Here is a 12,894-nt window from a genome sequence, read left to right as displayed (position 1 = left end):
CAATGTTATTTTAACATTATGCTTACAATTGGCCTAAAGTGAGTAGAAGGGAAAGTTTCTATGATGTTGCAGGAACAAGTGATCACACAGCCAGCCGTGAATACGGTGCAAAATGCCAATTGTGTCGTAATGGTGCCGCCAAAAGAGTTCAAATTTAACGCTCAAACGGCACAAGATAATGAATTTCAACACCAAGTTGCATTGAGTACCGCACAAGTTCGTATCCAAGCCATGGCCGAATATCAAAGCATGGTTGAGACACTGCGTCTCGAAGGCGTACAAGTAGTGGAGTTTGATTACCCATTATCTGAAGTGGAAACGCCAGATGCCGTCTTTCCCAATAACTGGTTTAGCACTACGCCAGAGGGAACTTTGTTTACCTTTCCGATGGCTTGTAAAAATCGACAGCAAGAAGTGCGCCCACAAGCGTTGGTTGAAGCTCTTACTTTGTCAGGCCGTAAGGTATTGGCGCAAGATTCGTTGCTCGCGTATCAAGACCAGCAGGCTTATCTTGAAAGCACCGGTGTGATGGTGATGGATCACCTTAATCGAACCATCTATTCGGCGTTGTCACAGCGCTGCGACCGTGAAGTGCTAGAGGAGTACGCTAAACGTATCGGTTATGATCGCGTGGTCTCTTTTCAAACGGCGTTGCCTTCAGGCCAACCGGTTTATCACACCAATGTGATGATGGCGGTTGGTGAAGCATTCTGCGTGATTTGCGATGAAGTGATCCCGGAGTTTGAACGCCGTTTTGTGGTTAAATCACTGGCCAAAGATAAACAGATCATCTCAATTTCACTTGAGCAGATGAACTGTTTCTGCGGCAACATTTTACAATTAGAAACGGCGGCAGGGGATAAAGTGATCGCTATGTCGCAATCGGCGTTTGATGCCTTTTCGCCGGCGCAGCGTGCGCAGCTGGCCAGTCACGGTAAGTTACTGCCGTGTAATGTGAAGACCATTGAGGATATTGGCGGTGGTTCGGTGAGATGTATGTTAGGGGAAGTATTTTTGCCTGCTATTGGCTAAGATTGATGTACTCAACGCCATTTTTGCCATTTTTCTTCACCTGATACATTGCTTGGTCGGCCCATTCATATAAGGTTTCAAAAGTATGCGTTGAGGTTGTGAATTGGCAAACACCAATACTAAAGCCAATTTGCACTTCTCCATGGCTTAATTTTAGTGGTGAATAGGCTTTGGTGAGCAAACTATCGATAAACTGCTTTAACGTTTCTGTGCTTTGATTGATGCACAAGAGGACAAACTCATCGCCGCCCAAACGAGCAATCGATGATGGTTGAGGCGCATTTTCTTGAAGCCATTGAGAAACTTGGAGTAGCACGAAATCCCCAGCTTGGTGCCCAAGATGATCATTGACGGTTTTAAAGTCATCCAAATCGATAAAAATCAGTGCCGCGGGGTGTTCGACAAGATCATTCATCTCGTCAAACTTAGTTTCTAACGCCTTTCGATTTAATAGGTTGGTTAATGGATCTTGCGCAGCGAGTTTGGAGAGTTCTAATTCATAATGTTTTTCATTGGTAATATCCGTGTGGGTGCCCATCATGCGCAGCGGCTTTCCATTCTCATCATATTCAACGATTCGGCCGCGATCCGACACCCAGCTTTGACCTCCATCTTTGCGGATCATCCTGTGTATGACCTGATAGGTGTCAGCCTTGCCATTCAAATGGTCCTCAAAAGCGCCCACGGCTAAGTCATAATCATCGGGGTGGAGCTTGCTTTTCCAAATGTCGACGGTGGCGTCGAGCTCGTGTGATTGATAGCCAAGCATATCACCCCATTCTCTATTGAATATTTTAAGGGTTCCGCTAGGAATGTGTTGTTCCCAAAGACAAAGACCAGTGCCTTCTAGCGTTGCATTCAGCTTTTCTTCAAGAGAGCTGTTTTCTTTTTTGAGATGCTCAACTTGCTCTTCAAGCTGCTTGATTCGTTTTAAGTACTCTTCCATAAACCGTGATGAACCGAGTCTGCATTTATGTCGAGTGTGCCACAGTTTGCCGATGGATTCACAAGGTTGTTGATATCTTGTTCAACATATGTCTCATTTTTTCCCGTGGGTCACAAAGCTTATTTGGTTTGAATAAATTTGCTGTAGGTACTGACTCGGCCGTTGATGTACTCAATACCGCAGTGAATGCTCTGTTCGTTATTGCCAACAATCTGATATTCGACAATAAATTCACCGCTGATCACTTTGATAAATAAGAAACCGTCGATAACTTTCCATAATCCTTGCAGTGTTTTTTCACCAAACAGATCTCGCTCGACCAACGTGCCATTCGGCTTTAAATGCAAAGCGGAAGAAAAACCGTCTACATTCACTTTTACCCAAATATGCTGGTGAGCCTCAAAGCTTAATATTTTGCGTCGACACTTAACCCATTCTGCCAGTGCTTGCTCTTGGGTTGGGGTGAGCGTAGGGAGCGCTTCCATTTCTAAAAGGGTGTGATGCTTTTCATACCAGAAGAGTTGTAAGTGAAGTAATTTCATTGGTTCTCAGAGTGTTATGCATCGGGGCGTTATCAAAAAGCAACTCTGCGCGATTGTGTTGGTGATGTCAATATTTGCCAAGAAAAGCTACCGCGCTCACGGGGGAGAGGGCGCGGTATTATCCAATATGAGGATGAAGGATGCATAAAAGATGCACCCGAGCACAATTTATAGGTTGAATAAATGAGCTATAGGTTGAATAAACGAGGCGAATCAGCAGCATCACAAGCTTGATTTAGCCGCTGTTGAGCGGTACGAATGTCGCGTTGCCAATCTTCATTTTGTGCCCACATCTCAATCACCATCGGCACAACGCAGTGTGTCTTTTTCAAGGTTTGGAAAATGGCGTCGAAATTAACCTCTCCTTCTCCAATCACTAAATCTCGAAATTGGCCAGCGTAGTTTGGGGTGACACAATGGGTATCTTTAAGGTGGATCTGAGTAATGTGAGGCATACCAAGTGCCAATTCAGTACACACATCGTAGTTCCAACCTGAAATGTTGCCTACATCTGGATACGCCATAAAATAGGGTGAGGGTACTTGCCGCTTGAGAATTTCGAACTTGCTCAGTGAGTTAAGATAGCGGGTATCCATGATCTCCACTGCCAGCATCACGCCAGCACGCTCGGCCAATTTGGCGGAAAGCTGCATGCCTTCAATGAAACGTTGATGAGTTTCTTTATTAGCGGGTTCGTAATAGACATCATAGCCTGCGAGTTGGATGGTGCGAATACCCAGTTTGTAAGCTAAGGTAATCGCTTTCTCCATGTGCAGAATGGCTTGTTCTCTAATGGCGGGGTCTGACGAGCCAAAAGGAAACTTACGGTGCGCACTTAAGCACATCGATTGCAGCGGGATTTGGTATTGCTCACACCATCTTCGTAGCTGATAGATGGTTGCATCATCCCAGTCTAAGCGTTGACGACGTTCATCCGACTCATCGACGGATATCTCTAAAAAATCAAACCCCAGCTCTTTCGTTGTGGCGAGCTTTTCTTCCCAACTGAAATGATTGGGGAGCGCTTTTTCATACAACCCGATACGTTGGCGTGGCAAATGTTGATACATACGGCCTCCTAGCACCAAAAACGATCGATTTGACTGCGCAGTGCTTCGGCAGTGGCGCGACCTTTTTCACCGACCAATGCACGCCCCGCAATGAACGTTTTGGCCTTAATGCCTTCAAATAAATAGAGATCATCTGGCACGATGCCACCTGTGATGGAAAGTTCAAGCCCCATATCGGATAGAGTTCGCATCTTCTCAACATCTTCGCTTGTCCAACCAATACCGGCCAGTTCGGCATCTCTTGAACGGTGATAAATGGCTTGAGTGATACCAAGATCAATCCACGCTTGTGCATCAGCAAAGGTCCAGTTGCCGTAAATTTCGATTTGGATTTCGCCATCCAGTTCATCGGCGACTTTCTTACAAGCGCTGATGGTGGCGATATGCGCTGCGGCAGAAACGGTGATCCAATCCGCGCCAGCTTCAAATGCCATCCGCGCTAAAATAGCGCCGCCATCGGTGGTTTTCATATCGCACACTAGAATATGGTCAGGGTGATTATGGCGTAACGTTTTGACGGCCTTCATGCCCTCAGCAAAGGCGAGGATGGTGCCCACTTCGATGACATCAACAAAGCTTGCTACGTTTTTTGCCACTTCGATGGCAGAAATAAGGTCAGTTTGGTCGAGAGCGATTTGGATCATTGGTTTAGTCATGAGAGTTATCCTTGAATTTTGTCACGGATCAAACGGGCGAGCCCGTCGTGATTGTTATCGGTTGTACAAATCAGTTTGGCGTGGGATTTCACCGTATCGTCGGCATTGAACATCGCCACACCGAGCCCGGCGTAGTCGAGCATTGAAATGTCGTTATGGTTATCGCCGACAGCCAGCACGTGATTAGCGTGGTAGCCAAGCGATTGCACATATTCAGCCAAGCGCTGACCTTTACTGTTGCCTTTGGCAGCAAAGTCGATGCGATTCGACCATGAACGCTCACCGTTGAATGTCTCTTGTACCCAAGCTTGTTGGGCAAGGCGTTCAACGGAACTCGGTAGCCCTTCAACCACAAATTTCCAAATAAACGTTTCTTGCTCGACGCGGTGACGAAACGAGTCAATTTGCTCGATTTTGGGCTGTGCTGTTGGTGGGTACTGGCTGGCCCATTTTTCTAACGCTTGCATGTAGGCGATTGGGCTACGCTTGGAATAGGTCATCGCGTCGGTCACATACATCACCAGTTTCATTTGAAATTCTTTAGCCAGTGCAAGAAAGGTCAATGCATCGTGTTTGGTGATGGCATTGTGCTTGAGCACTTTTTCATTTTGGTAGTCATACACATACGTGCCGTTGCAGCAGATGATGGGGGTTGTGAGCCCCAATTCTTGATAATAGGGTTTAGCCGCCGTGTGGTGACGGCCTGTCACGATCACCACGTGGCAGTGTTGCTGCGCCTGTTGAATCGCCCGCTTTAGCAGCGGATGAATGGTGTGTTCATCAGTCAACACCGTGCCATCAAGGTCGAGCGCGAGAACTTTATACATAGCCGCTACCTTTGACCGTAGTAAGCGTTATCACCATGCTTACGTTGATAGTGTTTATCGGATAATTCCGGTTGAATCTTGATGCCACTGTTGAGTGAACGAGTCGCCAGCGCCATGGCTGAAATCTCCTCCAAGACGACGGCGTTATGAACCGCATCGTTAGCATCTTTGCCCCAAGAGAAAGGAGCATGCCCGGCGACAATCACGCTTGGCACCGCCATCGGATCAATGCGACGATGTTTGAACTCTTCGATGATCACAAGGCCGGTATTTTTCTCATATTGGCCAGCGATTTCATCGCAAGAAAGTTTGCGTGTGCAGGGGATGTCACCGTAAAAATAATCGGCGTGAGTGGTCCCTAAAGCGGGAATGTCAATGCCCGCTTGCGCCCAAATAGTGGCACTGCGCGAATGGGTGTGTACCACGCCGCCAATCTCTGGATAAGCTTTATAGAGTTCGAGGTGAGTGGCGGTATCACTGGATGGATTAAGTGTGCCTTCCACAATCGCGCCGTTAAGGTCAACGATCACCATGTCATCGACTTTCATCACATCGTATTCTACGCCGGAAGGTTTGATGGCGATGACGCCCTTCTCGCGGTCTATTTCTGATACATTGCCCCAAGTGAAAGTGACTAAACCGTATTGGGGAAGCTTAAGATTTGCCGCAAATACTCGCTGTTTTAGTTCGCTATACATGACATCCTCACTCGACCAATTGTGCCGCTAACGCTTCATCAATTATTTGGTAAACATCCTGCGCGGTACGACAACGGCGCAGTTTATCGAGATCAACGCCAGTCTCGCTCTCTTCATCATCCAGCACTTGGGTTACTTCCATTAATCCTTCCATATGCTGATCAGACGAGCTACCAGCCAAGGTGATCAGCACATCGACCGGTTCATCTTCGCCGTCAAAATAGACAGGCGTTTGTAGCGTCACTAAAGCAAAGGCGGTTCTGATCACGCCATTTTCAGGACGAGCATGAGGCAGGGCAAGATTCGGCGCGATGACGATGTACGGGCCTAATTGTTCAACGCTGCTGATGATGGCATCGTGATAGCAGGGGTGGATGGCTCCCGATTTGATCAGCCTATCCGTACCGATTTTGATCGCCTCTTGCCAAGTGCTTGCCTGTGCATTTAATTGGATGGAATCATTGTCGATCAGTGATTGTTTCAGTCCCATGGTTCTATCTCCAGAGTGGGTGCCAGTGCGTCTGGCACCTATTGTTGTTTTTGTACTTATCGTTTTGTAGTAAATAGCTATTTCAAAGTGACAAAGTTTTTATCGATGATATCGAGCAGCTCATCACCGAAAGAGTTCGGATTCAGCATGTTTTGTACGCCGAGCACAAACTTGCCTTCCCCGGGCTCCATCTCACCAGAGAGATGTTTTGATGAGACGATGATGTCGGTGGTGGCGAGCTTAGATTTATAATCAGACACTGCGCAGGAATCCATCACGTGTGGAATGCCTTTTTTCTCCAGATACTTACCGATTTTCATCTTCATCATCATTGAGGAGCCTTGCCCATTACCACACACGGCTAAAATGCTGACCGGACGTACGCCATCACTGACTTTCAGTGCTTGTTCGACGGCGGCGATGACTTCTGGATCGTCACTGATGTTCACCAAACCTTGTGCATCTTCCTCTTCACGCAGTTTTTTAGAGGCGAAGAACATGTACACACCAGCCAATGCAATCAGCACAAAGAAGAACAGTTTTGAGACGGATAAGCCTTGCATGATTGGCGGGAAGACTAACGCCCAGTCGGCCATGCCCATCCAGCCACTGAATTCGGTGCCGTATTGGTTGAAGATGTGAATGGCCCATGCGGAGCCAACGACTTCGATAATACCCATCACAAAACAGATCTTCATGACCGCGCGCCAGCCGCCAAAGTGGTTGGCAAAAACACCAATGGTTGCGTTGGAGAAGAACATCGGGATAAAGCCGGGAATGATCATGATCGGTGCATCAAAAGCGAGCATGGCCAGCACCGCCGTAAATTGACCAATCGCGCCCCACATAAAACCAAACACCATGGCATTAGGTGAGAACGCGTAGATAGCGGCGCAGTCAATGGCTAAAACCGCGTTAGGAATGACGCGTTCTGAGATACCTTTAAAGGCTTCAGACAGTTCGGCAACGAACATACGCACACCCGCTACGATAACTTGAATCGCTACCGCAAATTTAAGGCCAGTTTCCAGAATGTAGATAGACCAATGGGTTTTTCCCGCCATTGCTTGCAGGTTGTCTAAACCAAATGAGAGCAAAATAATGCCGAAAAATAGCGTCATCACAATCGCGGTTGCGGCAATACTGTCGTGGAAAATGTGCAACCATTTAGGCAGCTCAAGGTGGTCGACACTCTCGTTTTTGTCGCCCAATTTGGGGGCAATCTTAACTGCAATCCAAGACGCGACTTGTTGCTGGTGGCCGATGGAGAAACCGGCTCCACCCGTGACGGCTTCGGTGGGTTTGAACATAATGTTGGAGGAGATAGACCAGTAGAGCGCCATCAAAACAGCCGAATAAAGGATGGTTTCCCACATGCTTGCGCCCAGCACAAGGTAGAACACCGCAATTAACCCTGCTTGTTGGAACATAATATGCCCCGTTAGCATGATGGTGCGAATGCCTGTGTAGCGGCGCAGCAAAACGAGCAAGATGTTGATCGCCAGTGCCAGTAGTACGGTATAACCAACCCAAGAATAATCATCCCCCATGATTTCCATGGTGGCCATCATTGAGGTGTACGGGTCGATAACCGAGCCAGTTAAACCATGATATTCCGATAATTTCTCAATCACAGGCTTAAAGCCTGCCACTAAGGTTCCTGCACCCACTTGTACCAACATAAAGCCGACGATGGTTTTGATCGACCCTTTAATGATGGTGGTGGTATCTCTTCTTAATAACCAGTAACCGATAAGGGTGACTAAGCCCAGCAGCAAAGGTGCTTTAGTCATTACTTGGCTATAAAAAATGTAGAAGATATCGTAGATGAACTGCATATCTTTACCCCTTGATTCTCTATTTATCGTTATGTGTATTCCCGTCTTACTCGAAGCTGGGTGTAGGTCAGAGTGAATCAGCAAGGTGATGCCGATTTCAATCCTGTTTTGCTCACGAAATAGACTTTACCAATCAAAAGTAATCATTCAATGCTCATTTGTGATTATTTTGATTTTTATCAATTTCTTCGCCAAATGGAGACATTATTTGATACTTAAGTCACAGTTAAAATTTTATTTCAAATAAAATCAATTAGTTAGGTTTTATTGTGAGCGAGAGGGAAGTTTTGTTCGTCCAGTGTTTGACATTGTGATGGATGAGAAATAGAATCAAAAAAAATCATAAATAATCACCAAGTAATCACTTGATGAAAAGATAAGGTGATAACCATGAACGAAGTACAAAGACATAACGAGATACTGTCTTTGCTAGACAATATGCGCACCATCAACGTCACGCATATTATTGAAAAATTTAACGTGTCACCAGCAACGGCCCGCCGCGATATTTCTAAGTTAGATGAGCTAGGTAAGCTGAAGAAAGTTCGCAATGGTGCTGAACGTTTAGAGATTAGAAAGCGGGCGTGGACGCCGTTAAATATCGACAGTACGGATCATTTCCATGAAAAATCACAGATTGCCATGGCTGCGGCTAAGCTCTGCAATCCAGGTGACAGTGTGGTAATTAACTGTGGTTCGACCGCCTTCTTGCTCGGTAAAGAGTTGTGCGGCCAAGATGTTCAAATCGTGACTAACTATTTCCCACTGGCCAGTTACCTTATCAATGAAGATCACGACGATGTGATCATCATTGGTGGGCAGTACAACAAAGCACAAAACATTTTCCTCAACCCCGCCCCTGATTCGTTAGGTGGTTATGCCGGACATTGGATGTTCACCAGTGGCAAAGGGCTGACGGAAAATGGCCTATACAAAACCGATATGCTCACCGCCGTTGCCGAGCAACAGATGCTAGAGCAAATCGGTAAGTTAGTGGTGGTAGTGGATAGTTCTAAAGTTGGGCAGCGTACGGGCATGCTATTTTGCCCCGCCAGCAAGGTTGATATTGTTATCACTGGCAAAGCCGCCGATCCGCAAGTTATCCAAGCGCTACAACAGCAGGGGACAGAAGTGATTCTGGTATAGAAAGCACTTCGCTCTACACATTCTAATAATAAACACAGGCTCAGTGTCTTCACCTTTGGTTAAGACGCTTGGCTCCCTACATCCAAAATTTGTCTAACTGATCGTGAAATAAAAGGTGTTGCTATGAGTAAAATTGATGAAATCACACGCGATTCATGGGTTCTCAGTACGTTTCCTGAGTGGGGAACTTGGCTGAATGAAGAGATAGAAAAGACCGAAGTGGAAGCCAACACCTTTGCTATGTGGTGGCTTGGTTGTACAGGCATTTGGCTAAAAAGTGCCGGTAATACCAATCTTTCGATCGATTTTTGGTGTGGGACGGGTAAGAAAACGCAAAAGAATGCCTTGATGAATCAACAGCATCAGATGATGCGTATGGGGGGCGTGCGTGAACTGCAACCCAACTTAAGAACGTCTCCTTTTGTGTTGGACCCATTTGGCATCAAAGAGATTGATGCAGTGCTGGCGACGCATGATCACGCTGACCATATCGATATTAATGTCGCAGCGGCTGTGCTGCAAAACTGTGGTGAACATGTGAAATTTATTGGGCCACAAGCTTGCGTTGACCTGTGGCAAGGTTGGGGAGTACCGAGTGAGCGCTGCATTGTGGCGAAAGTGGGTGATTGCATTGAAGTCGGCGATATCAGTATCCGAGTGCTGGACTCTTTTGATCGCACTGCGTTGATTACGCTGCCTAAAGGTGTTTCATCTTATGATAAGGGGATTCTTGATGGTATGGATGATCGCGCGGTCAACTACTTATTGGAAACCTCCGGTGGCTCAATCTACCATTCAGGTGATTCGCATTATTCGAACTACTATGCCAAGCATGGTAATGACTACAAGATTGATGTAGCGCTGCTCTCATACGGTGAAAACCCACGAGGCATCACAGATAAGCTGACTGCATCTGATATTTTGCGCGCAGGCGAGGCGTTAGATTGTGAAGTGGTGATCCCATTCCACCACGATATTTGGGCTAACTTCCAAAATGACCCGCGTGAAATTGAAGTATTGTGGCAAATGAAAAAAGATCGTCTGCAATACGGTTTTGCGCCATTCTTTTGGCAAGTGGGTGGAAAATACACCTACCCAACCGACAAAGGACGTATGCATTACCAGCATTTCAGAGGCTTTAAAGATATTTTTGTCGATGAACCAGAGCTGCCTTTCAAAGCATTCTTGTAATGTTTTGAAAGCAAAAATTAGAGAAGAGAAAGAGGCCAATTGGGCCTCTTTGTTTATTGGTAATCTCTTTGCTTATCGGTAATGATGTGCAGCACTTGATTTTATACTTCAGGTTGGTAGTGCAAAATTGTCATTGATATAGGCGACTGTAACAACTCCCCTTCTGCATGGCCGGGTTGTACGTTACGTAAATTGGTATCGCATATCACTTCCCAGTTTTGGTTACGATCTTTAGGTAGAGTAAAACGAGCTGGTGCATTGGTTTGGTTGATCAAGTAGAGCATTTCAGCCCCATCCGATCCAATGCCCATCTGCAATGCCACAGAACTTAAGCGGTTCCAATCATCATGTTCCATCAGTGTGCCATCCACGCGTCGCCAGAATACGCGGTTGGCATTACGTTCCTCACCACTAAAAGCACGAATAAAGGGCACCATATAAAGGTGTCTTGCCGCCACCATTTGACTCAACCAATGTTTGAAGTAGCTTTTGCGTTCGGTCATGTTCCAGTCAAGCCAACTGATCTCATTGTCTTGGCAATAAGCGTTGTTATTACCTTGCTGAGTATGAGAAAGCACATCCGCGGTGAGAATATGAGGAATGCCAAAAGCAAAAAGTAAGCTCGCCATCATATTGCGTTTTTGCTTTTCGCGGGTTGCTTTTATCACCATGTTCTCGGTTTCGCCTTCGACGCCATAGTTGTCGGAGCGATTGTCACCGTGACCATCTCGGTTTTGTTCACCATTCGCTTCATTGTGCTTATGCTTGTATGACACCAAATCTTGCATGGTGAAGCCATCATGGTAAGTGATGTAATTGACGGTCAGTTTGTAGGGCCAGTTGGCGGCACTGTACAAGTCGCGAGAGCCCATTAAGCGTGTGGCGAACTCTTTTAAATAGCCTTGATCGCCGCGCCAAAAGCTGCGTGTGATATCACGTAATTTGTCGTTACATTCATTCCAACCGAAAGGAAAATTGCCTACTTGGTAACCGTTTGGACCAATGTCCCAAGGCTCTGCAATCAATTTGACTCGTTTTAACGTTGGATCTTGCGCCACCGCTTTAAAGAACGCAGCATCGGGGCTGAAATTATCGCCATTTCTTCCAAGCGTTGCGGCCAAATCAAAACGAAAACCATCGACTTGGTATTCGCTAACCCAGTAGCGCAGCGTGTCCATGACTAGGTTAAGGGCGGGTTGATAAGAGAGATCAATGGTGTTACCACAACCGGTAAAATTCGCGTAATGTTGACCGTGTTTTAGATAATATTTAGGGTCGAGTGCTTTTAAATTGAAAATAGGCCCATCTTCGCCCCCCTCCGCTGAGTGGTTATAAACCACATCCAGTATCACTTCAATTCCGTGACGATGCAGTTCTCTGATAGCCGTTTTCAGCTCCGTTACTGCATCTTTTTGCGCATAACGTGGATCTGGCACCATAAACAGGTAGGGGTTATATCCCCAATAGTTGACTTTGCCCATATCCAATAGATGTGGCTCATGCATACAAGCCGCGATGGGCAGTAGCTGTAGTGTGTTGATGTTTTGCTTGCGATAAAACTCCAGCATCTCCTCACTGATTAAGCCTAAATAAGTACCTTGTTCTGCTTTAGGCACTCGTGGATTGAGTTTGGTCACTCCTTTGACATGGGTCTCAAACAAAATAGTCTTATCGCGAGGTATGTGTGGTTTTTTAGTTGATTGCCAATCGAATTGATCGTCAACCACGACACACTTAGGCAGCTCGAAACTCTTTTTTGAACTAAATGGTGTTTTATAGCCTAAGTTTTTATCTATCGCCTTCGCGTAGGGGTCGGAAATATAGTGCGGCTCGTCACCATTTAAAATGAGGTAACCGTATTTTTGCCCTGCTTTAATGTTTGGCACATGAGTGTACTTCACGCCCGCATATTCATTCTCTAACTCGTGGGTGGTGAAACTTCCCTGTTGATCAAACAGAGCGAGTAGAAGCTGTTTATTTGCTGGAGCATGAATAGCAAAATTGCAACCTGTGTTGTCAAGGGTTGCACCGAGTGGGTAAGGGCTAGAAATAGTACATTTCATATGGGCATCTTTAATTGTTATTTTGCTGCACGTCATCGCTTTAAGTAAAAAGCTTTGTTGATATTAGGTCAAGCGCCCAATGAATAAAATTTGAATGTAATTTTATTTCATTTTAATGATGTTATTGGCCCTAAATAGTGATCAATAAGGCATTTTGTATTCTATTTTATAACCATAAACTGATCTCCTCCCCCTGAAATCCGTGATCTGTGCATTAAAAACGCCATACCATAAAATTACTCATCCTTTCTCCTCCCCCCCAAATTACTTTGAGGTGGAGGAAGCAAGCCTATTACGCCTTTAGTAGTCTTATCACCGTTGAAACAACTGGGGACTTAGTCCCGTCTTACCTCTTCTTTTAGCGTCTATCTGTCAACTGCCTTGCAGGTTCCAAT

12 protein-coding genes are annotated in these 12,894 nt (G+C 46.0%); 3 read left to right on the top strand and 9 right to left on the bottom strand.

From position 1 onward, the window contains the following. Nucleotides 1–60: 60 nt before the first annotated feature. Nucleotides 61–1,032 (top strand): arginine deiminase-related protein, encoded by a 972-nt coding sequence (locus B9J87_RS03785; protein WP_094149390.1) that lies wholly within the window; start codon nt 61–63, stop codon nt 1,030–1,032. Here the strand turns inward: B9J87_RS03785 and B9J87_RS03780 are convergent. The 8 genes from B9J87_RS03780 to B9J87_RS03745 all read right to left on the bottom strand — a co-directional run bounded on the left by B9J87_RS03780 (nt 1,022) and on the right by B9J87_RS03745 (nt 8,099). Next, entirely contained in the window at nt 1,022–1,978 is a 957-nt protein-coding gene (locus B9J87_RS03780; RefSeq protein ID WP_094149388.1) for a diguanylate cyclase domain-containing protein, read from the bottom strand. The two genes, B9J87_RS03785 and B9J87_RS03780, sit on opposite strands and share 11 nt — an antisense overlap. A 119-nt stretch (nt 1,979–2,097) precedes the next feature. Further along, nucleotides 2,098–2,520, bottom strand: coding sequence for a hypothetical protein (locus B9J87_RS03775; RefSeq protein ID WP_094149386.1), 423 nt, complete (start codon nt 2,518–2,520; stop codon nt 2,098–2,100). Between the two features lie 188 nt (nt 2,521–2,708). Continuing rightward, complete coding sequence (locus tag B9J87_RS03770) at nt 2,709–3,590, bottom strand: L-ribulose-5-phosphate 3-epimerase (protein ID WP_094126676.1); 882 nt, start codon at nt 3,588–3,590, stop codon at nt 2,709–2,711. A gap of 8 nt (nt 3,591–3,598) precedes the next feature. Further along, nucleotides 3,599–4,246 (bottom strand): 3-keto-L-gulonate-6-phosphate decarboxylase UlaD, encoded by a 648-nt coding sequence (locus tag B9J87_RS03765; protein WP_094149384.1) that lies wholly within the window; start codon nt 4,244–4,246, stop codon nt 3,599–3,601. Between the two features lie 5 nt (nt 4,247–4,251). Further along, entirely contained in the window at nt 4,252–5,073 is an 822-nt protein-coding gene (locus tag B9J87_RS03760) for a Cof-type HAD-IIB family hydrolase (protein ID WP_094149382.1), read from the bottom strand. Between the two features lie 5 nt (nt 5,074–5,078). Beyond that, nucleotides 5,079–5,771: an L-ribulose-5-phosphate 4-epimerase gene (locus tag B9J87_RS03755; protein ID WP_013868339.1), complete on the bottom strand. Its 693-nt coding sequence runs from the start codon at nt 5,769–5,771 to the stop codon at nt 5,079–5,081. A 7-nt stretch (nt 5,772–5,778) separates the two neighbouring features. Next, complete coding sequence (locus tag B9J87_RS03750) at nt 5,779–6,261, bottom strand: PTS sugar transporter subunit IIA (protein ID WP_094149381.1); 483 nt, start codon at nt 6,259–6,261, stop codon at nt 5,779–5,781. Between the two features lie 77 nt (nt 6,262–6,338). Continuing rightward, on the bottom strand, nt 6,339–8,099 hold the full coding sequence (locus tag B9J87_RS03745; RefSeq protein WP_026028425.1) for a PTS ascorbate-specific subunit IIBC: 1,761 nt from the start codon (nt 8,097–8,099) through the stop codon (nt 6,339–6,341). Between the two features lie 390 nt (nt 8,100–8,489). Between B9J87_RS03745 and ulaR the strand changes: the two genes are divergently transcribed. Both ulaR and ulaG read left to right on the top strand, forming a co-directional pair. Beyond that, the gene (gene ulaR, locus B9J87_RS03740) at nt 8,490–9,245 is read left to right on the top strand and encodes an HTH-type transcriptional regulator UlaR (RefSeq protein ID WP_026027147.1); all 756 of its coding nucleotides are present in this window, start codon (nt 8,490–8,492) and stop codon (nt 9,243–9,245) included. A 123-nt stretch (nt 9,246–9,368) separates the two neighbouring features. Then, nucleotides 9,369–10,436 carry an L-ascorbate 6-phosphate lactonase gene (gene ulaG / locus B9J87_RS03735; RefSeq protein WP_013868344.1) on the top strand — a complete coding sequence of 356 codons (1,068 nt, stop codon included), beginning with the start codon at nt 9,369–9,371 and terminating at the stop codon, nt 10,434–10,436. Between the two features lie 101 nt (nt 10,437–10,537). On the opposite strand, the gene glgX is transcribed toward ulaG, so the two are convergent. After that, nucleotides 10,538–12,535, bottom strand: coding sequence for a glycogen debranching protein GlgX (glgX, locus tag B9J87_RS03730; RefSeq protein WP_013868345.1), 1,998 nt, complete (start codon nt 12,533–12,535; stop codon nt 10,538–10,540). Nucleotides 12,536–12,894: the final 359 nt, after the last annotated feature.

This window comes from Vibrio sp. V19_P1S1T109 (assembly GCF_002241375.1).
Lineage (GTDB): Bacteria > Pseudomonadota > Gammaproteobacteria > Enterobacterales > Vibrionaceae > Vibrio > Vibrio anguillarum.
Note: the sequence above shows the minus strand (reverse complement) of the source record. Positions and strands in the feature narration are given on the sequence as shown.

Excerpts from the sequence above, each read along its gene's own strand:
- B9J87_RS03770 (WP_094126676.1), bottom strand. The coding sequence starts at position 3,590 with ATGTATCAACATTTGCCACGCCAACGTATCGGGTTGTATGAAAAAGCG.
- glgX (WP_013868345.1), bottom strand. The coding sequence starts at position 12,535 with ATGACGTGCAGCAAAATAACAATTAAAGATGCCCATATGAAATGTACT.
- B9J87_RS03760 (WP_094149382.1), bottom strand. The coding sequence starts at position 5,073 with ATGTATAAAGTTCTCGCGCTCGACCTTGATGGCACGGTGTTGACTGAT.
- ulaR (WP_026027147.1), top strand. The coding sequence starts at position 8,490 with ATGAACGAAGTACAAAGACATAACGAGATACTGTCTTTGCTAGACAAT.
- B9J87_RS03745 (WP_026028425.1), bottom strand. The coding sequence starts at position 8,099 with ATGCAGTTCATCTACGATATCTTCTACATTTTTTATAGCCAAGTAATG.
- B9J87_RS03785 (WP_094149390.1), top strand. The coding sequence starts at position 61 with ATGATGTTGCAGGAACAAGTGATCACACAGCCAGCCGTGAATACGGTG.
- B9J87_RS03775 (WP_094149386.1), bottom strand. The coding sequence starts at position 2,520 with ATGAAATTACTTCACTTACAACTCTTCTGGTATGAAAAGCATCACACC.
- ulaG (WP_013868344.1), top strand. The coding sequence starts at position 9,369 with ATGAGTAAAATTGATGAAATCACACGCGATTCATGGGTTCTCAGTACG.
- B9J87_RS03750 (WP_094149381.1), bottom strand. The coding sequence starts at position 6,261 with ATGGGACTGAAACAATCACTGATCGACAATGATTCCATCCAATTAAAT.
- B9J87_RS03780 (WP_094149388.1), bottom strand. The coding sequence starts at position 1,978 with ATGGAAGAGTACTTAAAACGAATCAAGCAGCTTGAAGAGCAAGTTGAG.
- B9J87_RS03755 (WP_013868339.1), bottom strand. The coding sequence starts at position 5,771 with ATGTATAGCGAACTAAAACAGCGAGTATTTGCGGCAAATCTTAAGCTT.
- B9J87_RS03765 (WP_094149384.1), bottom strand. The coding sequence starts at position 4,246 with ATGACTAAACCAATGATCCAAATCGCTCTCGACCAAACTGACCTTATT.